Origin of the sequence: Kitasatospora sp. NPDC005856 (assembly GCF_040629945.1) — a bacterium.
Classification (GTDB): Bacteria; Actinomycetota; Actinomycetes; order Streptomycetales; family Streptomycetaceae; genus Kitasatospora.
On sequence record NZ_JBEXWT010000018.1, the window covers coordinates 79,569 to 102,728 of the forward strand.

The 23,160-nt window shown below is 71.1% G+C and carries 20 protein-coding genes; 10 read left to right on the top strand and 10 right to left on the bottom strand.

Annotated elements, in window-relative coordinates; translation table 11 throughout:
• Positions 1-80: 80 nt before the first annotated feature.
• Positions 81-1,493 carry a LamG-like jellyroll fold domain-containing protein gene (locus tag ABZ449_RS14055; protein ID WP_360345175.1) on the top strand — a complete coding sequence of 471 codons (1,413 nt, stop codon included), beginning with the start codon at positions 81-83 and terminating at the stop codon, positions 1,491-1,493.
• 183 nt (positions 1,494-1,676) lie between these two features.
• Positions 1,677-3,365: a hypothetical protein gene (locus ABZ449_RS14060; protein ID WP_360345177.1), complete on the top strand. Its 1,689-nt coding sequence runs from the start codon at positions 1,677-1,679 to the stop codon at positions 3,363-3,365.
• Positions 3,366-3,390: 25 nt separating this feature from the next.
• Here ABZ449_RS14060 and ABZ449_RS14065 read toward each other — a convergent pair whose 3' ends face one another.
• The 5 genes from ABZ449_RS14065 to ABZ449_RS14085 form a co-directional block, all read right to left on the bottom strand.
• The gene (locus ABZ449_RS14065; protein ID WP_360345179.1) at positions 3,391-3,885 is read right to left on the bottom strand and encodes an N-acetyltransferase; all 495 of its coding nucleotides are present in this window, start codon (positions 3,883-3,885) and stop codon (positions 3,391-3,393) included.
• A gap of 189 nt (positions 3,886-4,074) precedes the next feature.
• Positions 4,075-4,953: a histidine phosphatase family protein gene (locus tag ABZ449_RS14070; RefSeq protein ID WP_360345181.1), complete on the bottom strand. Its 879-nt coding sequence runs from the start codon at positions 4,951-4,953 to the stop codon at positions 4,075-4,077.
• A gap of 154 nt (positions 4,954-5,107) precedes the next feature.
• Complete coding sequence (mctP, locus tag ABZ449_RS14075) at positions 5,108-6,718, bottom strand: monocarboxylate uptake permease MctP (RefSeq protein WP_360345183.1); 1,611 nt, start codon at positions 6,716-6,718, stop codon at positions 5,108-5,110.
• Positions 6,715-6,978 carry a DUF3311 domain-containing protein gene (locus ABZ449_RS14080; protein ID WP_360345185.1) on the bottom strand — a complete coding sequence of 88 codons (264 nt, stop codon included), beginning with the start codon at positions 6,976-6,978 and terminating at the stop codon, positions 6,715-6,717. Before ABZ449_RS14080 ends, mctP begins: the two co-directional genes overlap by 4 nt.
• Before the next feature lie 416 nt (positions 6,979-7,394).
• Positions 7,395-8,186: a GntR family transcriptional regulator gene (locus ABZ449_RS14085; protein WP_360345187.1), complete on the bottom strand. Its 792-nt coding sequence runs from the start codon at positions 8,184-8,186 to the stop codon at positions 7,395-7,397.
• A 337-nt stretch (positions 8,187-8,523) separates the two neighbouring features.
• Between ABZ449_RS14085 and ABZ449_RS14090 the strand changes: the two genes are divergently transcribed.
• From ABZ449_RS14090 to ABZ449_RS14120, 7 genes are all read left to right on the top strand, one after another.
• Positions 8,524-9,798: an extracellular solute-binding protein gene (locus ABZ449_RS14090; protein WP_360345189.1), complete on the top strand. Its 1,275-nt coding sequence runs from the start codon at positions 8,524-8,526 to the stop codon at positions 9,796-9,798.
• 148 nt (positions 9,799-9,946) lie between these two features.
• Complete coding sequence (locus tag ABZ449_RS14095) at positions 9,947-10,912, top strand: sugar ABC transporter permease (RefSeq protein WP_360345191.1); 966 nt, start codon at positions 9,947-9,949, stop codon at positions 10,910-10,912.
• The gene (locus ABZ449_RS14100; RefSeq protein ID WP_360345193.1) at positions 10,909-11,739 is read left to right on the top strand and encodes a carbohydrate ABC transporter permease; all 831 of its coding nucleotides are present in this window, start codon (positions 10,909-10,911) and stop codon (positions 11,737-11,739) included. The genes ABZ449_RS14095 and ABZ449_RS14100 overlap by 4 nt, the downstream gene beginning before the upstream one ends.
• Positions 11,740-11,745: 6 nt before the next feature.
• Positions 11,746-13,299: a glycoside hydrolase family 3 protein gene (locus ABZ449_RS14105; protein ID WP_360345195.1), complete on the top strand. Its 1,554-nt coding sequence runs from the start codon at positions 11,746-11,748 to the stop codon at positions 13,297-13,299.
• A gap of 419 nt (positions 13,300-13,718) precedes the next feature.
• Positions 13,719-15,035, top strand: coding sequence for an extracellular solute-binding protein (locus ABZ449_RS14110; RefSeq protein WP_360345197.1), 1,317 nt, complete (start codon positions 13,719-13,721; stop codon positions 15,033-15,035).
• A gap of 175 nt (positions 15,036-15,210) precedes the next feature.
• Positions 15,211-16,269, top strand: coding sequence for an SIS domain-containing protein (locus ABZ449_RS14115; protein WP_360345199.1), 1,059 nt, complete (start codon positions 15,211-15,213; stop codon positions 16,267-16,269).
• Between the two features lie 410 nt (positions 16,270-16,679).
• The gene (locus ABZ449_RS14120; RefSeq protein ID WP_360345201.1) at positions 16,680-18,200 is read left to right on the top strand and encodes a PAS domain-containing sensor histidine kinase; all 1,521 of its coding nucleotides are present in this window, start codon (positions 16,680-16,682) and stop codon (positions 18,198-18,200) included.
• 550 nt (positions 18,201-18,750) lie between these two features.
• Here ABZ449_RS14120 and ABZ449_RS14125 read toward each other — a convergent pair.
• Together ABZ449_RS14125 and ABZ449_RS14130 are read right to left on the bottom strand one after the other, a co-directional pair.
• Positions 18,751-19,002: a WhiB family transcriptional regulator gene (locus ABZ449_RS14125; protein WP_014138019.1), complete on the bottom strand. Its 252-nt coding sequence runs from the start codon at positions 19,000-19,002 to the stop codon at positions 18,751-18,753.
• A 369-nt stretch (positions 19,003-19,371) separates the two neighbouring features.
• On the bottom strand, positions 19,372-20,343 hold the full coding sequence (locus tag ABZ449_RS14130; protein ID WP_360345203.1) for a diacylglycerol kinase family protein: 972 nt from the start codon (positions 20,341-20,343) through the stop codon (positions 19,372-19,374).
• A gap of 50 nt (positions 20,344-20,393) precedes the next feature.
• On the opposite strand from ABZ449_RS14130, the gene ABZ449_RS14135 reads away from it, so the two are divergent.
• Positions 20,394-20,822 (top strand): hypothetical protein, encoded by a 429-nt coding sequence (locus tag ABZ449_RS14135; RefSeq protein WP_360345205.1) that lies wholly within the window; start codon positions 20,394-20,396, stop codon positions 20,820-20,822.
• A gap of 68 nt (positions 20,823-20,890) precedes the next feature.
• On the opposite strand, the gene ABZ449_RS14140 is transcribed toward ABZ449_RS14135, so the two are convergent.
• From ABZ449_RS14140 to ABZ449_RS14150, 3 genes are all read right to left on the bottom strand, one after another.
• Entirely contained in the window at positions 20,891-21,898 is a 1,008-nt protein-coding gene (locus ABZ449_RS14140; RefSeq protein ID WP_360345207.1) for a SigB/SigF/SigG family RNA polymerase sigma factor, read from the bottom strand.
• 186 nt (positions 21,899-22,084) lie between these two features.
• A complete protein-coding gene (locus ABZ449_RS14145; protein WP_360345209.1) occupies positions 22,085-22,495 on the bottom strand; it encodes an anti-sigma regulatory factor in 411 nt (136 codons plus the stop codon).
• A gap of 188 nt (positions 22,496-22,683) precedes the next feature.
• Entirely contained in the window at positions 22,684-23,160 is a 477-nt protein-coding gene (locus ABZ449_RS14150) for a GNAT family N-acetyltransferase (RefSeq protein WP_360345211.1), read from the bottom strand.

The following is a 23,160-nucleotide window of genomic DNA, read 5'->3' on the forward strand; positions in this document are numbered from 1 at the left end:
CGGTAGACCGCGGCCGCGCTGACGTTTCGTCCGCGCACCCCCCATGGGCGTGGCGGGGTGGATGCCCTAGCATTCGGGCCATGAGCGATCGACCGGTACCGAGTGGCGAGCCGGGCCAGACCCCCACGCCACCGCAGCAGGCACCGGCCGGGGGGTCCGCTCCGGCCACCGGTGTGCCACCGCAGTTCCCGAGCGGAGCCTTCGGCCCCGCGTCCGGCTACGGGCCGCCGTCCGCCGCGCCCGCGCAGCCCCAGCAGCCGACGCCGCATCCGGCCGCGCAGCCGGTGCCGCCGGTGCCGCAGCCGGGCGGGGGACCGGCTCCGCTGGCGCCGGGGCCGGTGCAGCCCGGCCCGGTGACGCCGCAGCCCGGTCCGGTCGTGCCGCAGGCCGGCCCGGTGACGCCGCAACAGGCACAGCCCGTCCAGCCGCAGCCCGTGCAGTCGCAGCCGCAGGCGCCGATGCCGCAGCCCGGCCAGCAGCCCTTTGCGCCGGGCGCGCAGTCGGCCCAGCCGGTGGCGCACTGGCAGCAGCAGGGCGGCTTCCAGCCGCCGGTCCCCCCGTCCGGCCTGCCGGTCGCCCAGTCCGGCACACCGGACTGGGAGGCGCTGGCCGAGCAGAACGAGCAGTCCGCCAAGCGCGGCCGCCGGCTCAAGCTGATCGGCGTGGTGACCGCCGTGGTCGTGGTGGCCGCCGCCGGTGGCGGCGGGTACTGGTACTTCCAGCACGGCAAGGAGAAGGAGCCGGTGGCCCAGGGGCCCGACAAGCCGGGCCCGACGTCCCCCGGTCCGTCGAGCCCGCCGGTGAGCGCACCGCCGGTCAAGGGCATCGACAGCCCGCCGACCGTCGGCACGCTGCCCGCCAAGAAGGGCTCTGCCGCGCTCAACCTGGGGGCCGACGCCAAGCAGGGGACGATGACCGGCTTCTCCGGGCAGGTCCTCAAACTGCCCAGCGGCCAGGACTCGTTCGCCTCGACGTCCACCTCGATCATGGACGTGAACAAGAGCTTCACCGTCTCCGTGAGGGTGCTGGTCGACGTGCCCAACGGCAACCGCAGCGCGGTCAGCCAGGGTGACGGCCAGTACTACTCGTACTCGCTGGGCCGGGCCGGCAACAACGGGCACGACCAGTGGTACTTCAAGGTCCAGGTGCCGGGCGGCGGTTCGGCGATCGCCTGGTCCAAGGGCGATGCGACGGTCAACCAGTGGGTGCTGCTGACCGGCGTGTACGACGACCCGTCGGGCCAGCTCACCCTGTACGTCAACGGCGCTCCGCAGTCCTCGGCCAAGTCCGCCGGGGTGCAGCCGAGCGGCACCAACTCCCTCCAGGTCGGCCGGCTGAGCTCCAACTCGCAGTGGGCCGACCCCTGGCACGGTGCCGTCGCGGACATCCAGGTGTGGGACCAGGTGCTGCCGGAGGCCGACATCGTCAAGATCGTCGCCGGCCCGAGCTCGCCGCCGTCCATCGCGCCGATCGCCGCCTGGCTCGGCGGCTGAGCCCGCCGGTGGCGGGTCCCGCGGTCCGGTGAGCACGACCCGCAGGACCCGCCGCAGGGCCGACCGGCCCTCGTGAACGTCCGGCCGCCGCCCCCGGGAGTGGGGGCGGCGGCCGAATCGCGCCCCGGGACGCGGGCTCCAGGGCCCGTCCGGATGCGAAGTCCCAGATGAGGAGCAGTACTGATGAGCGCGGACGGCCGCTGGATCCGGCCCGAGTCCACCCGCAAGCCCGTCCTCGGCGGGGCCAGGCCGGCCGGGGCGGCGCTCGGCGAGCGCGACCGGACGACACCCGGGGCGGCGCAGGCCTACCCGGCGGCCGACCGGCGCCGCCGCAAGCCCGGGCTGCCCAGGGTGCCGCACCCGGCCCGGCCGGCGCTGCGGGCCGACTGGCTGCCGCTGGCGGCCGTCCTGCTGGTCCAGGCGGCGCTCTCGTACCACCTGATCCTCAGCAACACCGCCTTCATCGATGAGGGCACCTACATCTACGCGGGCTACCAGGAGATCGCGCACCTGCGGCACGGCACCCCGGTGGCGACGTACGAGACCTTCTTCTCCGGCTCCCCGCTGATCTACCCGGTGGTGGTGGCCGTCGCGGACTTCCTCGGCGGGCTGAACGGTGCCCGGCTGCTGAGCCTGGCGTTCATGCTCTCCGCCACCGTCGCCGTCCACCTGGCCACCCGGCGGCTGCACGGCTCGCTCGCGGCGTTCTGCGCGGCGACGGCCTTCGTCGCGCTCGGCCCCACCCAGTTCCTCGGCGGCCTGGCCACCTACGACGCGATGGCGCTGGCGGTCCTCGCCTGGGCCGGGTACTTCGCGGTGCGGCTGACCACGGGCGGCGGCCACCCGAGCCTGATCGCCTCCGGGCTGCTGCTGGCCCTGGCCGGCGCCACCAAGTACGCCGCGCTGCTGTGGGTGCCGGTGGTGTGCGGCATCGCGGTGCTGGCCGGGCCGCGCGGGTCGCTGCGCAGCTGGGAGGCCTGGCGGCGGGGGCTGCTGGTGCTGCTGACCTTCGTGGTGGCGGTCGGCGCGGCGGCGCTGGCGGCCGGCGAGAAGTACGTCAACGGCTTCAACCACACCACGCTCAAGCGCGCCCCGGGCCACGACTCGTACTCCTACGTGGCCTCGGAGGCCGCCCGCTGGGTCGGCCCGCTGCTGGTGGTGGCGCTGGCCGGGGCGCTGGTGCAGCTGGTGCGGGCGCGGCGGCGCGGCGGTGCGGCCTGGCCCGAGTTCTGGCTGGCGCTGCTCCTGCTGCTGGCCGGACTGATGGCGCCGGTGAACCAGATCCGCATCCACACCTGGCTGTCCCTGCAGAAGCACGTCGACTTCGGCGCCTGGTTCTCCTGCATCGTGGTGGGTCTGGTCCTGGCCCGTACGGTGCTCTGGCTGAAGGGCCGTCTGCACCTGGTGGCCGGGGTGGCGGCCGCCGTCCTGGTGGTCGGCCCGCTCGCCTGGATGGGCTCGGCCCAGGGCCGGGAGATGTACGGCGAGTGGTCGAACTCGAAGGAGTTCGTGGCCGCCCTGGAGCCGTACATCGTCAAGGGCGAGGACCGGTACCTGGTCGAGAACTACAACGTCCCCGCGTACTACCTGCGCAAGCAGACCAACTGGCAGCAGTGGCACGACCTGGTGGCCGTCTTCCGCCGGGACCCGGCCACCGGTGAGATGCAGAACGGGGTGCCCGCGATCCAGGCCGGCATCCAGGCCCACGAGTGGAAGGTCGTGGTCCTGGACTTCACCCAGACCGGGGCCATCGACAAGGCGATCCAGCCCACCCTGAAGGCCGCCGGGTACCGGGTGGTCACCGTGGTGACGAGCGGGAAGCACGGCCGGTACACCGTCTACGTGGCACCCGGGTACGACAAGAGGCCGTGACGGGCGTTCAGGGCGGGCCGCCCGCTCAGAACGCCATGGTGTAGACCATCAGGTCCATGCCCGGGTACGGGGCCCAGTCGCGCTCGGGGGTGCGGAGGAAGCCGACGCGTTCGTAGATCCGGTGGGCGGTGGTCATCTCCGGGCGGGTGGAGAAGGCCATGCCGGCCAGGCCGAGTTCGCGGCTGCGGGTGACGGCGGCGCGGACCAGGGCCTCGCCGACGCCGCGGCCGCGGGAGGCGGGGGAGGTGGCGAGCATCCGGATCTCGCCCTCCTGGGGGGCGGCTATGTCCGCCCACTCGGTGCCGCCGACGGCGAAGGTCACGCAGCCGAGGACCCCGGCTCCGGCGGAGTCGACGGCGACCAGGAGTTCGGCCTCCCGGGCCCGTCGGCCGGCGTCGCGCAGCAGCTCGACGTAGCCGCTCGTGGGCTTGGTGAAGCCGTCGCCGACGAAGGCGTCGACGGTGATCCGGCCGGCGTCGGTGAGGTCCTCGGGAAGGGCCTGGCGGATGAGGAAGTCCATCGGGCCAGTGTGCCGGAGCGCTGCGCGGGGCGGTGCTCCGGGGTCGAACGGACCGGGAGGACGCGACCGGGAGGACGCGAGCAGGGGGACGCGAGCAGGGGGACGCGGGCCGGGAGGACGGCCGGCGGAGGGGCACCCGCCGGGCGCGCGGCGAGCCGGCCCGGACCCCGCGGGCGGGCCGGCGGGCCGTCAGTCCTCCCCGACCGCCAGGTGCCCGACCCCGTTCCAGCCGTCCGGCCGCAGCCGCCCGTCCTGGGCCCGCCAGAGGCTGGTGGAGCAGTTGTGCACCGGCCCGAGCGCGGTGAGCTGCTCCTCGGTGAGCCGGTCCAGCGCGTAGCGGAGCATCAGCACCGTGCAGTCGTGCGCGACCAGCAGGACGGGCCGTCCGGCCTCCTCCTCGCAGAGGTCCCGCAGCAGGCTGCGCACCCGCAGCGCGACGTCGGCCCAGGACTCGCCGCCCGGCGGGCGGTAGTACAGCTCGCCCATCTTGCGCCGCCGGGCCGCCTCCTCCGGGTGCTTGGCCTCGATCGCGGCCTTCGGCAGCATCTCCAGGACGCCGAGCTCGCGGTCGCGCAGCCGCTCGTCGTAGCGGACGGCCAGGGTGACCGGGACGGCGCCGAGCCCGGCGGCCTGGGCGAGCGCGATCCGGGCGGTCTCGGCGGTGCGCACGTACGGAGAGCACCAGACGCTGCGCGGGCGGTCCGCGCCGGGCAGGGCGGCCCACCAGTGGCCGAGCGCCTGGGCCTGCCGCCGGCCGTTCAGCGACAGCGGGATGTCGGCGTCGCGGCAGCTGATCGGGACACTGAGCGCCCCGGCGGCCTCGGCCAGCTGGAACTCGACGTTGGCGGTGGACTCCCCGTGCCGGGTGGCGATGAGCAGGGACGGCAGCCGTCCGGCCGCCGCCGGGCGGTGGGCGTCGCCGTGCTGGCCGTGGCCGCCGGGGGGCTGTCCGTGACCGGCGGGGTGCTGCGCCTGGCCGCCGGCGTGCTGGCCCTGGGTGGTGACGTGGTGGTGCTGGCTCTGGGTGGACTGGTGCTGGCCGTTGAGGGTGGTACCGAGTTCTGCCATGGCCGCGAGCTCCCCGTGGTCGATCAGGTTCCGGCCGGTTGCCGGTCCGGTCTGGTGGTGCCCGGCGTGCACGCCTGTTCATACATATGATCGCGCCGCCTTCTCCAGTGTTCACGGAGAAGGCGGCGCGATCACAGGGCGCGTACCGCGCGAATCAGTGCGCCGCTACGGGCTCCGGCGCGTTCTCCAGCTCTTCGTCACCGGCCTCGGCGCTGTAGTCGGACGGCCTGGTCTCGTCCGGGAGCACCGGCGCCTTGACCGCCCGCAGCACCAGGGTGAGGGCCACCGCGACGATCAGGTTGAGCGCGAAGGCGGTCACACCGATGTAGCCGATCTCGCCGATGCCGGGGATCTCGGCCGCGTTGCCGCCGAAGTGCTTGGTGGCCTTGCTGGAGATCCCGTACGCCTCCCAGGTGCCGTACACCATGCCGGCCGCCCAGCCGGCGAACAGCGCCCAGTGGTGGAACCAGCGGGTGAACAGGCCGCCGACGATCGCCACGAAGGTCTGCAGGATCCACAGGCCGCCCAGCAGCTGGAGGTTGATCGCGGCCTGCTTGTCCATGCCGAGCACGAAGACCAGGGCGCCGACCTTCACCAGCAGCGAGACCAGCTTGGCGACCCTGGTCTCGTCGGCGGGGGTGGCGGCGGGCTTGAGCCAGTCCTTGTAGACGTTGCGGGTGAACAGGTTGGCCGCCGCGATGGACATGATGGCGGCCGGCACCAGCGCGCCGATCCCGATCGCGGCGAAGGCCACGCCGGTGAACCAGTCCGGGAACATGTCCGCGAACAGCTGCGGCACCGACAGCTGGGAGTTGTAGCCCTTGACGCCCTTGCCGACGCCCGCCGCGAGGGCCATGAAGCCGAGCAGCGCGAGCAGGCCCAGCATCAGCGAGTACGCGGGCATGATCGCCATGTTGCGGCGAACGGTTTTGCGGGACTTGGAGGCCAGTACGCCGGTCACCGAGTGGGGGTACATGAACAGCGCCATCGCCGATCCGATGGCGAGCGTGGCGTACGTCCACTGCTTGTTCTCGGGGATGGTCAGCGAGCCGGCCTCGGCCTCCTTGAAGTGCTGGGCGGCCGAGTCGAAGATGTGCCCGTAGCCGCCGAGCCGGATCGGGATGTAGATCACCGCGACGATGATCACGATGTAGACCAGGGCGTCCTTGACGAAGGCGATCAGCGCCGGGGCGCGCAGGCCGGAGGAGTAGGTGTAGGCGGCCAGCACGCCGAAGGCGATGAACAGCGGCAGGTCCTTGACGAACCAGTTGGCGTTCTCCCCGCCGCCGACCCCCAGCACGTCCAACACGGCCTGGATGCCGACGAGTTGCAGGGCGATGTACGGCATGGTGGCCAGGATGCCGGTGAGCGCGACCACCAGCGACAGCGGCCGCGAGCCGTACCGGCCGCGCACGAAGTCGGCCGGGGTCACGTAGCCGTGCACCCGGGAGACCGACCAGAGCCGGGGCAGGAAGAGGAAGACCAGCGGGTAGGCGATGATCGTGTACGGCACCGCGAAGAAGCCCGCCGCGCCGGTCGCGTACACCGCCGCGGGCACGGCGACGAAGGTGTACGCGGTGTAGAGGTCGCCGCCGAGCAGGAACCAGGTCACCCAGGTTCCGAAGCTGCGCCCGCCCAGGCCCCACTCGTCCAGGTGCGCGGCGTCGTCCGCGCGGCGCCAGCGCGAGGCGAGGAAGCCCATCACGGTGACCAGGGCGAAGAACAGCACGAAGACCACGAGGGCCGGCACGTTGACGTCCTTCATCGCGCACCGCCCTTCCGGGCCGCCTTGCGGGCCTTCTCGTCCCGGGTGATCAGCAGGTAGGCGGCGACGGTGAACACGGCCGACACCGGCACCCAGAGCAGCTGGTACCAGTAGAAGAACGGCATCCCGGCCACCGCCGGGTCGCTCTTGTCGTACGAGGACACCCAGAGCATCGCGACGATCGGCACGAGCAGGGCGAGGCCGGCCAGCACTCGCTCGGGCGTCACGGCCGGGACGGGACTCCCGGCTGGCTCGGGCATGACATCTTCGAAGGTGGGGGGATCAGACGGCATCTTCGGCTCCGCTCCGGAGGGGTTCCCCGTCGGCGCCGCAGCCCGGTCGGCGACGAGCGCCGCACGGGCCCGCCGAGCAGCACCATCGGTGATCGGCAGTCAGGTCGTACGGCTGCGCAATCTAGAGCATGGGGTGATCCATGTCACCGGAATTGGCGCAACTTCCCACCTGCCGGACGTAACCGACCGATCCTCACCGCCCGGGCGACGGAAACGCGGTGCCGCGCCCGGGCGGGAGAGGCCCCACGGAAAGCGCAAGCGGAGGCGGAGACGGAAGCGCAAGCAGAAGCGCAAGCAGAAGCAGAACGCGGAACGCGGAACGCAAAAGGCACCGGCGCGCGGGTCGCGCGCGCCGGTGCCCGAAGTGCGGAGGGGGAGTGCGGCTACTCCGGACGCTTCAGTCGGGTGATGAACTTGTAGCGGTCGCCGCGGTAGATCGAGCGGACCCATTCCACCGGATCGCCCTCGGCGTCGAAGGAGTGCCGGGAGAGCTGGAGCATCGGCAGGCCGAGGTCGGAGCCGAGCAGGCCGGCCTCGCGCGGGTTGGCCAGGGTGGTCTCGATGGTCTCCTCGGCCTCGGCCACGGTGACCCCGTACACCTCGCGCAGTGCCGCGTACAGCGAGTTGTGCTTGGCCAGGTTGCGGCGCAGGGCCGGGAAGCGCTTGGCGGACAGGTGGGCGACCTCGATGGCCATCGGGTCGCCGTTGGCCAGCCGCAGGCGCTCGATCCGCAGGACCCGGCCGCCGGGCTTGATGTCGAGCAGCGGGGCGAGCCGGTCGTCGGCGGTGATGTAGCCGATCTCGATCAGCCGGGAGGTGGGCTCCAGACCCTGGGCCCGCATGTCCTCGGTGTAGGAGGTCAGCTGGAGGGCCTGGGCGACCTTGGGCTTGGCGACGAAGGTGCCCTTGCCCTGGATGCGCTCCAGCCGGCCCTCGACGACCAGCTCCTGGAGCGCCTGGCGGACGGTGGTGCGCGAGGTGTCGAACTGGGCGGCCAGTGCGCGCTCGGGCGGGACCGGGGTGCCGGCGGGCTGGGTCTCGGTGAGCTGCAGCAGGTGCCGCTTCAGTCCGTAGTACTTGGGGACGCGCGCGGTCGGGTCGGCGCCGGCCTGCGTCGGGAGGCTGTTCACCTCGGGGTCGTTGACCTGGGCGGTGGATCCCCCGTCGCTGCTCATCGGACCTGTTCTCCCGCTTCTCGCGGGGCCCTCGGAGACCCCGCCACATCGTTAACGGCTCACATCGTTGCATGTATGGCTACGGAACGAATACCTCATCACGCGATGAACGATGTGCGGTGTCGGCTTGATAACGGGTGGTCGAGATCGGTCGAACAGCCGTTGACAGGCCCATTGGTCTAGGCCAAGCTCCAGGCAGCTGGTCTACACCACTAGGCCGGTAACTATGAATCCCCCCACCCGTTCGAAGGGGTCCGCGGCACCTTTCCCCCCGCTTTGTGTGGGTCTGCCGCTGCCGCCCGACGGGGGCAACCCAGGCATCCCTCAGGAGGATGGCGTGAAGCGTCAGCTCATCGCGGCGGTCGGCGTCGCAGCAATGGTCGTCGGCCTGGCGGCTTGTGGCTCGGACGGCAAGAAGAGCGAGGGCGGCTCGTCCTCGGCGGCCAAGAACTACGACGGCAAGACCCTGACCGTGTGGCTGATGGACGGCTCCGCCCCCAAGGGCTGGGAGGACGGCGTCAAGGCCGACTTCGCCGCCGCCTACCCGGGTGCCAAGCTCGAGATCCAGACCCAGAAGTGGAACGGCATCGGCCAGAAGGTCACCGCCGCCCTCTCCGAGGGTTCGGTGGACGTCCTGGAGATCGGCAACACCCAGACCGCGGGTTACGCGGCCACCGGTGGTCTGCTCGACATCACCAAGGACAAGGCCGAGCTGGGCGGCGCCGACTGGGCCGCCAACCTGAGCGAGTCCTCGATCATCGACGGCAAGCAGTACGCCGCCCCGTGGTACTTCACCAACCGCGTGGTGACCTACAACAAGGACATCTGGACCAAGGCCGGCGTCACCACCCCGCCGAAGACCCTGGAGGAGTTCTACACCGACCTGGACAAGGTCAAGGCCGTCCCGGGCGTCAACGACGCCCTCTACATGCCCGGCCAGGAGTGGTACGTCTACTTCGGCCTGCTGACCAGCGAGGGCGGCAAGCTCGCCAAGAAGGACGGCGACAAGTGGGTCGGCGGCCTGTCGAGCCCCGAGGCCAAGAAGGCGTTCGAGACCTACAAGAAGCTGCAGAGCCACTCGACCTCCGCGCCGAAGGACAAGGACGAGGCCACCCCGCAGCAGAAGGACGTCTTCGCCAAGGGTGACATCGGCACCATCATCGGCCTCGGCTGGGAGGTCCCGAAGCCCGAGGAGCTGGCGGCCGACAAGATCGGCTACTTCCCGCTCCCCGGCGCCACCGCGGACAAGCCGTCCAGCGTCTTCCTCGGCGGCTCGAACCTGGCGATCGCCCAGCAGAGCAAGAACCCCGAGCTCGCCAAGGGCTTCCTGAAGATCGCCATGAGCGACAAGAACGAGGGCCTGGTCGCCTCCTCCGGCCTCATCCCGAACAAGGTCTCGCTCAACAGCAAGGTCACCGGCGACTTCGCCAAGGCCGCCCTGCCGGCCTCGGCCAACGGTGCGACCACCCCGAACGTTCCGACCTGGACCAACGTCGAGAACGAGCCGAACCCGATCAAGGACTTCCTGACCTCCGCGCTGAGCGGCGACTACGCCGCCGCGGCCAAGAAGGCCGACGACGAGATCGCGAAGCGTCTCAACCAGAAGCAGTAAGGCAGTCGAGCGGCGTCGCTCACCGGCTCCCGGCGGGGGGCCGGTGGGCGACGCCTTCCGTCGTGGTCGGGTTTGCAAGGAAGAGAGAACGATGGCTGCGCAGTCGGAACGGGTGCAGACACAGTCCCCGGAGCCAACGAATTCCGTGGTGGCGTCGACAGACGGGCCCACCACCCCCGGTGCCGAGCGCACCCCGAGGAGGAGCAGACCGTCGGACGGGCCGAGCGTCGCGTCCAGGTTCGCCCCCTACCTGCTGCTGCTGCCGGCCATCGCGGCGACCCTCGTCCTGCTGCTCTGGCCGTTGGTCGAGACGGCCGTGGTGTCGTTCCAGAACCTCAACAAGCGGCAGTTCATCCAGCACCTGACCGAGTGGACGGGCTTCAGCAACTACACCGACCAGCTCGGCAGCTCGGAGTTCTGGACGATCACCCTGCGCACGGTGGTCTTCACGGCGGTCAACGTCGTGCTGATCATGGTGTTCGGCACGCTGGTCGGCCTGCTGCTCAACACCCTCGGCAAGGGGATGCGGCTGCTGCTCTCGGTCGGCCTGCTGCTGGCCTGGGCGATGCCGGTGGTCGCCGCGACCACCGTCTACACCTGGCTCTTCGACCAGAACTTCGGTGTCGTCAACTGGTTCCTGGACAAGCTGGGCTGGCACTCCATGGCCCACTTCAACTGGACCAGCGGCCAGTACTCCACCTTCTTCGTGATCATCCTGCTGATCGTGTGGCAGTCGGTCCCGTTCGTGGCGTTCAACATGTACGCGGGCCTGACCACGATCCCCAAGGAGCTCTACGAGGCCGCCCGGATGGACGGCGCCGGCTCGGCCAAGATCTGGACCTCGGTGATCTACCCGATCATGAAGCCGTTCCTCCTGGCCACGACCTTCCTCGAAGTCATCTGGGTGTTCAAGGCCTTCACCCAGGTCTACCTGATCAACAAGGGCGGACCGGACGGCCTGACCCGCACCCTGCCGGTGCACGCCTTCCTCGAAGGCATCGGGTCCCAGCACTTCGGCGTCGGCTCCGCCATCGCGGTGCTCACCATCCTGATGCTGGCCGCGCTGATGGCCTACTACTTCCGCATCATTCTCAAGCAGGAGGACGAGCTGTGAGGCGCTCGCTTTTCGGACGCACCTGGCCGAACCTGATCGCGGTCGTCCTCTTCGTCTTCTTCATCTTCCCCGTCTACTGGATGTTCTCGACGGCGTTCAAGCAGAACAAGGACATCGTCAGCCGGGACCCGGTCTTCCTGCCGCTGGACGGCACGTTCGAGCACTTCGACCGGGCCGTGCACGTCCCGCACTTCTGGACGTACGTCACCAACAGCCTGATCGTCACCGTCGGCGCGGTGCTCGGCTCGCTGGTGATCGCCACCCTGGCCGCCTTCGCGATCGCCCGGATGCGCTTCCGCGGCCGCAAGGGCTTCGTCCTGGTGGTGATGGCCGCCCAGATGGCGCCGTGGGAGGTCATGGTCATCGCGGCCTACCTGATCGTCCGCGACAACGACATGCTCAACAGCCTGGTGCCGCTGACCGCCTTCTACCTGATGATGGTGCTGCCCTTCACGATCTGGACGCTGCGCGGCTTCATCGCCGCCGTGCCCAAGGAGCTGGAGGAGTCGGCCATGGTGGACGGCTGCACCCGCACCCAGGCCTTCGTGAAGGTGATCTTCCCGCTGCTCGCCCCCGGCCTGATGTCGACCTCGCTGTTCGGCTTCATCACCGCGTGGAACGAGTTCCCGTTGGTCAACATGCTGAACAAGAAGGAGATGGCGCAGACCCTTCCGCTCTGGCTCTCCTCGTTCCAGACCGCGTTCGGCACCGACTGGGGCGCGACCATGGCCGCGTCCACCCTCTTCGCCGTGCCGATCCTGATCCTGTTCATCTTCCTGCAGCGCAAGGCGGTCAGCGGAATGACCGACGGCGCCGTGAAGGGCTGAGTCAACGTGAGCATCCTCGTTCCCACCATCGCGGACAGCGACCAGCTGCACCGTGACGCCCTGACCGTCCTCCAGCCCGGCTTCGTCGGCACCGAGCCGCCGGAGTGGCTGCGCCGCCACCTCGCCGCGGGCCTCGGCTCGGTCGCGCTGTTCGACCGCAACGTGGTCGACCTCGACCAGCTGTCCGCGCTCACCGGGGCGCTGCGCGCCGAGAACCCCGACCTGCTGATCGCCATCGACGAGGAGAGCGGCGACGTCACCCGGCTGGAGGCGGGCTCCGGCTCGTCCTGGCCCGGCAACCTCGCCCTCGGCGCGATCGACGACCCGGCGCTGACCCGGGACGTCGCCCGCGAGCTGGGCCGGGCGCTGGCCGCGGCCGGCGTCAACTACAACTGGGCGCCCACCGCGGACGTCAACTCCAACCCGCGCAACCCGGTCATCGGCGTCCGCTCCTTCGGCGCCGACCCCGAGCTGTGCGCCCGGCACACCGCCGCCTGGGTCGAGGGCCTGCAGTCGGCCGGCGTGGCCGCCTGCTCCAAGCACTTCCCCGGCCACGGCGACACCGCGGTGGACTCGCACCACGGCCTGCCGGTCATCGACGTCGACCTGGACGTGCTGCGGGCCCGCGACCTGATCCCGTTCCAGGCCGCGATCGCGGCCGGCACCAAGGCCGTGATGACCGCCCACATCATGATCCCGGCGCTGGACCCGAAGCTGCCCGCCACCCTGAGCCCGACCGTGCTGCGCGACCTGCTGCGCGCGGCCCCGGCCGACGGCGGCCTCGGCTACCAGGGCCTGATCGTCAGCGACGCGATCGAGATGGGCGCCATCGCCGACACCTTCGGGATGGGCGAGGGCACCGTGCTGGCCCTGGTGGCCGGCGCGGACGCGATCTGCGTCGGCGGCGGGCTCGCCGACGAGGAGACCGTGCTGATGCTGCGCGACGCCATCGTGGCGGGCGTGCGCTCCGGCCGGCTCGCCGAGGAGCGGCTGGCGGACGCCGCCGACCGGGTCCGGGCGCTGGGCAGCTGGGGCCGGATCGCGGCCCAGGGCGAGCGGGGCGAGCCGGACCTCGCGGTCGGCCTGCGGGCCGCGCGCCGGGCGCTGCGGGTGGTCCGGGCGCCGGGCCTGGCGGTGCCGCCGGTGAGCGAGCGCCCGTACGTGGCCTCGTTCTCGGACGAGCCGAACATCGCCGTCGGCGACGCCACCCCGTGGGGTGTGGCCGGCATGCTGGCCGACCGCTTCCCCGGCACCCGCACCCGCGAGGTGTCGGCGGCCGAGGCCGCGCCGGAGCTGCTGGACGCGCTGGTCCAGGAGGTGCTGGCCGGCGCCGAGGGCCGCCGCCTGGTGCTGGTGGTCCGGGACGCGCACCGGTACGCGTGGATGGCCGCCGCGCTGGGCCGTCTGGTGGCGGCCCGCCCGGACGCCGCCGTGGTCGAGATGGGCCTGCCCCAGTCGGAGCCGGTCGGCGCCCTCCACATCGCCACCCACGGCGCCGCCCGGGTCTGCGGGCTGGCGGCCGTGGAGGTCCTCACCGGGCAGCCGGGAGCGGTCGGCTGAACCGTTCGACGAGACGTCACCGGCCCGGTCCGGTGGCGTCGGTCCACGGGCCCGTCATGCGCATGTCGCATGGCGGGCCCGTTCCGTTTCCCCGGCGTCTACCTGCGGATCCTCCGGATGACGGTGTTCCCTCAAGTGGGCCTTAAATCCACCTTAAGTCCTACTTAGGGTGATGGAACGGCGACGGCCCGCCACGCGGTACAACAGCTCTGCAACGGCCGCCCCAAGTAGGGCATTTGGTCGTTGACACCACCTATGGTCTAGGCCAGAGTCCAGTCATCCGGTTCGAGATTCAACCTCGCCGGATGTGGTATCGGCCCTCCCCGAAGCTCTTCGCCGCCCCCTGTCCGGACTCTCCGCCGCGGGCGCCAATCACGCTGCCGGCGGGCAACACGGCTCTACACCCCTCGGAGGATGGCGTGAAGAAGCGTCAGCTCATGTCGACGCTCGGGACCATGGCACTGGCGGTCGCCCTGACAGCCTGTTCCTCGACCGCGAAGCCCGCGGGCGACGGCGGTACGGGCGGCTCCGCGGACCCGAAGGCCGCCGGCGGCACCGTCACCGTCTGGCTGATGGACGACGCCCAGAAGAACTGGCCGGACCTGGTCCAGCGGGTCAACGACGAGTTCGCCGCGAAGTACCCGAACGTCAGCCTCAAGCTGGTCTACCAGGGTTGGGCCGACAAGGTGGGCAAGCTCGACAAGGCCATCGCCGACGGCAACGCCCCCGACGTCGTCGAGCTCGGCAACACCGAGACCATGAAGTACGTGCTCTCGGGTGCGCTGGCCCCGGTGGACCGCAGCACCTTCGACAACTCCGACAGCTGGATCAAGGCGCTCGCCAACACCTGCACCTACCAGGACAAGCTCTGGTGCGTGCCCTACTACGCCGGCTCCCGGGTCGCCATCTACAACTCCGCCGCCTTCCAGCAGGCCACCGGCAGCGCCGACTTCCCGAAGACCGAGGCGGAGCTGCTGGTCGCGCTGGACAAGATCGCGGACCGCAACAAGGCCGACAGGACCTACTCCCCGCTCTACCTGCCCGGCCCCTACTGGTACGCCGCGATGAGCTACGTGGCCGCGTACGGCGGCAGCATCGCCAAGTTCGACGGCTCCGGCAACTGGCACGGCACCCTGCACGACGCCAAGTCCCAGCAGGGCATCAGCCACTTCGTCGACCTGGTGCGCAAGTACAACAAGGGCGACCTGACGGTGAACGAGCAGAACCAGTACGAGTCGATGGCCCGCGGGCACGCCGCGTCCTTCTACGGCAACGGCTACGAGGCGGCCAGCGTCACCGCCCCGGTCACCGGCGATCCGAGCATCAAGGACGCCGTCAAGGTGGCCACCATGCCCGGCCCCGACGGCAAGCCGCTGCCGACCTTCATCGGCGGCTCCGACCTCGCCGTCACCGCCAAGTCCCAGCAGGTGACGCCGGCCACCGACTGGATCCGGATGTTCACCAGCACCAAGTCCGAGCAGGCGCTGGCCGACAAGGACATCCTGCCGAACAACCTGACCCAGCTGAACCCGCTGAAGAACAAGCCGACCACCGCCGCCGCGGCCAACGCCGTCCCGGACGCCTGGTTCACGCCGCTGGCGCCCGGCTGGGGCGCGGTCGAGAAGCAGAAGGTCATCCCGGACATGCTGACCGCGATCCTCAAGGGCAAGTCGGTGGACCAGGCCACCAAGGAGGCCGACGCCGCGATCGACCAGCTGATCAACAAGGCGTCCTGACACCGGCGCCCGTACGCCCCTGCCCACTCCGGGGAGGGGCGTACGGGTGCCACGCCCCGGGCCCGCTCGTACGATGGCGGCAGAACCGCAGCGAGTGTGCGGACTCGCCGCCGTGGAGGTTCCCGCCGGGCAGCCGCCCGGCGGGGTCGAACCGTCTCATCGGAGGCAGACCCAGATGTCCGACCCGCAGACCGTTCCCGTGCCCGGCCGGATCATGGCGGCGGAGATGGCCGAGCAGCCGGCCGTCCTCCGGCGCATCCTCGACGAGGGGGCCCCGAAGATCCGCGAGGTCGCCGCGCAGATCGCCGCCCGCAACCCGCGTTTCGTCCTGCTCACCGCGCGCGGCACCTCCGACAACGCCGCGCTGTACGCCAAGTACCTGATCGAGATCCTGCTCGGCAAGCCGGCCGGCCTGACCTCGATGTCCACCACCACCGCGTACGGTGCCAAGCCGGACCTCACCGACGTCCTGGTCGTCACCGTCAGCCAGTCCGGGGGCTCGCCCGACCTGGTGGCCTCCACCAAGGCCGCCCGCGAGGCCGGTGCCGTCACCCTCGCGGTGACCAACAACGCCGACTCGCCGCTGGCCGAGGTCTCCGAGTTCCACATCGACGTGCTGGCCGGCCCGGAGAAGGCGCTGCCGGCCACCAAGACCTACACCGCCGAGCTGCTGGCGCTCTACCTGCTGGTCGAGGGCCTGCGGGGCGGCGACGGCGCGGCCGCCGAGGAGCTGCCGGGCCTGGCCGCCGGGGTGCTGGCTCGCAAGGCCGAGGTGAAGGCGCTGGCCGAGCGCTACCGCTTCGCCCAGCGCCTGGTCATCACCTCGCGCGGTTACGGCTACCCGACCGCCCGCGAGGCGGCGCTCAAGCTGATGGAGACCACCTACATCCCGGCCACCCCGTTCTCCGGCGCCGACCTGCTGCACGGCCCGCTGGCCATGGTGGACAACGTCTCGCCGGTCATCGCGATCGTCCCGGACGGCAAGGGCGGCGAGGCCCTCCAGCCGGTGCTGGACCGGCTGCGCGGGCGCGGCGCGGACCTGGTGGTGGTCGGCCAGCAGGCGCAGGTGGACGCCGCCTCGGCGGGCTTCGCACTGCCGGCCGGCGTGCCCGAGGAGGTGCAGCCGATCCTGGAGATCCTGCCGCTGCAGCTGCTGGCCCACGAGGTCACCATCGCCCGCGGCCAGGACCCGGACGCCCCGCGCGCCCTGGCGAAGGTCACCGAGACCAGGTAGGCCTGCCCCGGACGCGATCCGGCCCCGGTCCACAGGCTGTGGACCGGGGCCGGATCGCTGAGCGGCCGGACGTGGTTCGGGGGGCCGAAAACACTACGGGCCACGGCGCCGACACGGGACCCTCAACCCATGCGGCACCGCAGCCCGGAGCTGTCGTCGGGCACCGGGATCGACCGAGAACTGTGCGGGGTCCTCGCTCGTCGGCGTCCGACCGAGGAGGGGCCGCGCGCGGTCAGGGCAGTTGCGCGGGGGCCTCTCCTTGGTGCTCTTTCATTGTGGACTAGACCAATCTCGGTTGTCCAGGTCTCTCGGAAAATTGGTCTAAACAACTCCGGGGAGTGGGCGGACCCTCCGCGCCCGCCCACCGGTCCGCCGCGCCCCGCCCGGACCGGCGGCGCTACCCTCGCCATGTGCCCTCGCTGAACGAACTCGTCCGCCGCCACACCACCCTCACCGGGGCCGACGTGGAATGGCTCCACAACCTGGTCTCGGAGTGGCAGCTGCTCTCCGACCTCTCCTTCGCCGACCTGGTGCTGTGGATCCCCACCTGGGACGGCATCCGCTACGTCTCGGTGGCGCAGATGCGGCCCAACACCGGGCCCACCTCCTACCAGGACGACATGGTCGGCCACCTCGTCCCGCGCGGCCGCCGCCCGCTGCTGGACGCCGCCTTCGACGAGGGCCGGATCGTGCGCGAGGGCGACCCGGAGTGGCGCGAGGAGGTCCCGGTCCGGGTCGAGTCGATCCCGGTCCGACGGGAGGGCAAGGTGCTGGGCGTGATCGCGCGCAACACCAACCTGCTGACCGTGCGCACCCCGAGCCGGCTGGAGCTCACCTACCTCCAGAGCGCCTCCGACCTGGCCCAGATGATCGCGGCCGGTTCCTTCCCCTTCCCCGGCGTCGAGCAGGCCGACATGGACGCCGCCCCCCGGGTCGGCGACGGCCTGATCCGGCTGGATGCGGACGGCATCGTCACCTACGCCAGCCCCAACGCCCTCTCCGCCTACCACCGCCTCGGCCTCACCACCGACCTGGTCGGCAGCCACCTCGGCCGGGCCACCGCCGACCTCGCCCCGCCGTCCCGCTCGGCCGTGCACGAGGCGCTGGTGAAGCTGGCGAGCGGCTGGGCACCCCGGCAGACCGAGGTGGAGGCGCAGGGGGGAGTGGTGACCCTGCGGGCGATCCCGCTCAAGCCCAAGGGCACCCTGACCGGTTCGCTGGTGCTCTGCCGGGACGTGACCGAGCTGCGCCGCCGCGACCGGGAGCTGATGACCAAGGACGCCACCATCCGGGAGATCCACCACCGGGTGAAGAACAACCTCCAGACCGTCGCGGCCCTGCTGCGGCTGCAGTCCCGCCGGATGGAGTCGGAGTCCGGCCGGGCCGCGCTCGACGAGGCGGTGCGCCGGGTCGGCTCGATCGCGATCGTGCACGAGACGCTCTCCCAGGCGCTGGACGAGCAGGTGGCCTTCGACGACATCGCCGACCGGGTGCTGGCGATGGTGATGGAACTGTCCCAGGACGGCCGGGTGGCGACCCGCCGCACCGGCAGCTTCGGCATCCTCTCCGCCGAGGTGGCCACCCCGCTGTCGATGGTGCTGACCGAACTGCTCCAGAACGCGCTGGAGCACGCGTTCGGACCGACCGCCTCCGGGAACCTGGAGGTCAGTGCCCTGCGCGGGCGGGCGCCGGCGACCGGCAAGGGCTGGTCGGACAGCTGGAACGGCGGCGCCCGGCCGGAGGAGTACCTGCTGATCACGGTGCAGGACGACGGCCGCGGCATGCCGGAGGGGTTCGACCCGAAGACGGCGGGCAACCTCGGGCTGCAGATCGTCCGGACGCTGGCCACCGGTGAACTGGGCGGCACCTTCGACATGGTGGCCGGGCCGAACGGCGGGACCAAGGTGATCCTGGAGATCCCCGTCCGCTGAGGCCCGGCCGGCCGGGATTCCGCCGGGATCCGCTGTGCGGCCGGTCGTGAAGGTGTGCGGCAGAGCGTGGAGGTGTGCGGCGGGGCGCGTGTCCGGCGGAAGCGCCGGGTGCGCGCCGCACGCGCCGGAGCGCGGAACCAGAGTGCGCGTTGCAGCGCGCACCAGAGCGCCGAGTCAGGGCTCCGAGTCGGCGCTCCGAGTCAGGGCGCCGAGTAGGAGTGCGGAAACAGAAACGAGGCCCTGTCGACCGGGGGGGGTGGGTCGACAGGGCCTCTCAACCCGTTCCGGCCGTCGGGGGGAGTCGGCCGGAGCGGGGGCTCTGGGTGGTGCGACACCTCGCCGGTGCGTTGCACACGGTGAGCGCCACAGCTCCACGATATTGCTCTAAGTGAACAGTATCAAGTGTCCGGGCGGGTCCGGTGTCGCGGGACCTGGCTGGGCAAGGTCCTTTGTGCGGAAGGCTTCACCAGGAGGTGCAGGGAAGCCTTTGATCATGTGTCGATCGGTACTGCGGTCACTGCTGGTGCTACGGCGTGTGATCGCCGGGCGATCAGGCGGTGCGGGCCCGGTTGCGGGCGGCGCGGCGCTTCATCGCACGACGCTCGTCCTCGCTCATGCCGCCCCAGACGCCGGCGTCCTGGCCGGTCTCGAGCGCCCACTGGAGGCACTGCTCCATCACCGGACAGCGGCGGCACACGGCCTTGGCTTCCTCGATCTGCAGCAGAGCAGGACCGGTGTTCCCGATCGGGAAGAACAGCTCCGGGTCCTCTTCGCGGCAGACAGCGCGGTGGCGCCAGTCCATGGTCGTCCAACTCCTCCTGCCGCGGGGGGTGGCCCGATCGGCATAATCGAATGGCTTGTGAATGTGAACGCTTTCACGAATCCCGCAACAGCAAAAGAGACCAAAGGCCCGTCGGGCCCGGGTGGTCTGTGCTGGGGGGGATTCGGCGATTCGAGGGACACCCCGCGGTCGGTGCTCCTGTGGTTCCGGAGTCGCCGTCGCTGCGATGTGTCCCGATCGCCATGTAGAGGTTCGCAAACCTCGGGCTCGGATACAACCCCCTTCGGGGAGGAATTTTGGATTCTTCGGTGTCGCCTAGCTCACAGCCAGTACTTCTATGGAGTGAAGGGGGCTTGTGCGTTCGAGAAGAAGGGGGAACCCCCCTTCCGGTCACACAATCACACGCAGTGCCCGCCGTACGCCTGTGAAACTGACGCGACTCCTGTCTCCAAGATGGTCCCCGTCGACCTGGAACGGGGCCGGTTCCTCCGAAACCAAGGTGAAGTGTCTGACGTCGTGATAGGAGACGACGTGCTTCCCGGAGGGGCCCTTCGGAGGGGCGCCGTCACTCGAAGGCGCGTACGACCGCAGGATCTGACGGACCGTTCGAGCCGTGCCGAACGCCGTCATCCGGGTGATGCCGAAGACGTCCAGGTCCGTGTCGAAGGAGGCGAGCGGCGAGGGGTAGACCGGACGGTTGCCGAGGAAGGTCCAGGGCGAGGTGTTGCTGACTATCGACAGGACCAGGCCCGGAACCCGCTCGTGGCCCGGCAGCTCCAGGGAGACCGGGCCGGAACGGCGCTGCTCACGCTGGGTGAAGTAGTGCCGCAGGGCCTGGCCGACGTACAGGGCGTGGGTGGACTTGCGCCCGGCCCGGCGCTGCTCCTCGACCCGGCCGACCACCCCGGCGTCGAAGCCGAGGCCGGCGGTGAAGGTGAACCAGCGGTCCGGCAGCCCGTCGGTCATCGCCTTGCCCAGCCCGATCGGCCGCTCCCGGCCGTGCTCCAGCGCGTCCAGCAGGGCGCCGGTGGCCTCGACCGGGTCGTTGGGCAGGCCCAGCGCGCGGGCGAACACATTGGTCGAACCGCCCGGCACCACGGCCAGTCGCGGGACCTTCTCGCCCGGGCCGTGCGCCAGCAGCCCGTTCACCACCTCGTTGACGGTGCCGTCCCCGCCCAGCGCCACCACCAGGTCGACCGCGCCGTCCTCCACCGCCCCGCGGGCCAGGTCGCGCGCGTGGCCCCGGTACTGGGTCTCGGCGACGTCCAGCTTGAGATCGCTGCGCAGGGCGTGGATCAGGACGTCCCTGGTCCGGCCACTGGTGGTGGTGGCCTTGTGGTTCACGACCAGGAGAGCGCGCATGGGGAAAGCCTACGGGTCGGTACGGACCGACCGGCGGCTACCCTGCTGGAGTGACCGCAGAAACCTCCGCACCCGCACCCTCGGCCGGCTCCGACCGCCCGGCCTCCCTGACCCTGGGCGCCGCCATCACGGCCCTGGAGGGCGCCGCGCTCGCCGTCGTCGGCCTCTCGGACATGGTGGCCGCGCTGTCCGGCCAGGCCAAGCAGCTGGCCCTGAACGAGTTCGGCGGAGCGGTCATCGTGCTGCTCGGCGTGCTGCCGGTGCTGGCCGCCCTCGCGCTGCTCAAGAAGCGCCGCTGGGGCCGCAGTCCGGCGGTGCTGACCAACTCGATCTGTCTGCCGGTCGCCTACTACATGTTCGAGAGCGGCGGCGCGATGATCGCGGTCGGCGCGCTGGTCGGCGTGCTCGGCCTGGTGGGCATCGGCTCCCTGCTGAACCCGAAGTCGACGGCGGCCCTGTACGCCCCGTCCGAGGACTAGGGGCGCGCAGGGCCGGGGGCACCGAAGAGCCGTACGGCCGCCGAGCCCGAGCTGAGCGGCCGTCAGTCCTACTCCTCCACCAGGAGCTTCTCCCGCAGCTGGGCCAAGGTCCGGGCGAGCAGCCGGGACACGTGCATCTGGGAGATCCCCACCTCGGCGGCGATCTGCGACTGGGTCATGTTCCGGAAGAACCGCAGCACCAGGATCTTCTGCTCCCGGGGCGGCAGTTGGGCCAGCAGCGGCTTGAGCGACTCGCGGTACTCGACGCCCTCCAGGGCCTCGTCGGTCGCGCCCAGGGTGTCCGCGACGGCCGGCGACTCGTCGTCGCTGTCCGGCACGTCCAGGGAGAGCGTGGAGTACGCGTTGGCGGACTCCAGGCCCTCCAGGACGTCCTCCTCGGAGATCCCCAGGTGCTCGGCCAGCTCGTGCACCGTGGGGGAGCGGCCGTGCCGCTGGGAGAGCTCGCTGGTCGCCGTGGTGAGTGACAGCCGCAGCTCCTGGAGCCGGCGCGGGACCCGCACCGCCCAGCCCTTGTCACGGAAGTGCCGCTTGATCTCCCCGACGATGGTCGGCGTCGCGTAGGTGGAGAACTCGACCCCGCGCTCGTGGTCGAAGCGGTCCACCGACTTGATCAAGCCGATGGTGGCGACCTGGGTCAGGTCGTCCAGCGGCTCGCCCCGGTTGCGGAAGCGCCGGGCCAGGTGCTCGACCAGCGGGATGTGCATCCGCACCAGCTGGTTGCGCAGTTCGACCCGCTCCGGGGAGCCCTCGGGCAGTGCGGACAGCCGGACGAACAGCGCGCGGGCGGCCTCCCGGTCCGGGGCGCCGGTGCGGTGCGTGCTCTGGACGGGCACGGCGCTGTGCGGCTCGGCCCCGTCCGCCGGGTCCGTCGCGTCCGCCGGGTCCGGCGGGGGCACGGAGGCAGGCGTCGGCTCGGACGTCGGCTCGGTGGGGTGGCTCATCCGCTGGGCGTCCTTCGGGTGCGCTTCGTCGTTGGCGGCGAGGCCGGGAACGCTCGCCTGGGTCGGTACGGCAGGTCCCGCCGTCGCGAGGCCGGTACGGTCCAGATCACTCACGGCCATTCCCCCGTTCCGTTCCGGGAGCACCGGGGCCGGCGGCCCCGGAATCGTCTCGTTGGTCGTACCGCGTGGGTGGCGGTACCGGGAGCCGTCCGTCGGACCCCGGTCGGGGGAGCGGCGGACGGCCCTTGCGCGGGTGCTGCTCGGTGCTGCTCGGGTCGTGCGGTTCGGTCCGGCGCCCGGCTAGTGGGCGGCGGAACCGCCGCGCTTCTTGTTCAGGCTGATCGACACGGTGTTGTCCTCGCCGACCGAGGAGTCCACCTCGCCGGCCAGGGCGGAGAGCACCGTCCAGGCGAAGGTGTCCCGCTCGGGGGCCTTGCCGTCGGTGGTCGGGGCGGCCACGGTGACCTTCAACGAGTCGCCGACCAGCCGGAACTCGCAGGACAGCACGGAGCCGGGCACCGCCTGCTGGAGCAGGATGGCGCAGGCCTCGTCGACCGCGATCCGCAGGTCCTCGATCTCGTCGAGCGTGAAGTCCAGCCGGGCCGCCAGCCCGGCCGTCGCCGTTCGCAGGACGGAGAGGTAGGCCCCGGCTGCGGGCAGCCGGACCTCCACGAAGTCCTGAACACCGAGATCGCCGTCGATCTGGGACACCCTTGCCTCCTGGGTGACGCGCTGTGCTTTCTTGGTACCCCGCTTGTTACCGCTTGCTACCCCCGAAGGGGGCCCGGCGTCACGGATCCGCCAACGCTCTGCCTTCCGCACCCCGGTTCGGGAGTTACTCATGGTAAGGCATTGCGACGCAGGGTGGCAGACCCTTTCCCCGGTCTCCGAACGGCCGTTCAGCGCCGGCCGGCCTCGGCCAGTGCCCCGTCGGTGAGCCGGTACACCGTCCACTCGTCCATCGGCACCGCGCCGATCGACTTGTAGAAGTCGATCGAGGGCCGGTTCCAGTCCAGGACCGACCACTCGACCCGGGAGTAGCCGCGCTCGACGGCGATCCGGGCGAGTTCCAGCAGCAGCGCCTTGCCGTGGCCGCCGCCGCGCGACTGCGGGCGGACGTACAGGTCCTCCAGGTAGATCCCGTGGGTGCCGCGCCAGGTCGAGAAGTTGCGGAACCAGACGGCGAAGCCGACCGGTTCGCCGGTGGCGTCGTCCTCGGCGATCAGCCCGAACAGGGCCGGGTTCTCACCGAACAGGGCGTCGTGCAGCTGCTCCTCGGTGGCCTTCGCCTCGTGCAGGGCCTTCTCGTAGTCCGCGAGTTCGCGGATCATGGCATGGATGACGGGAACGTCGGTGGCGACGGCGTTGCGGATCAT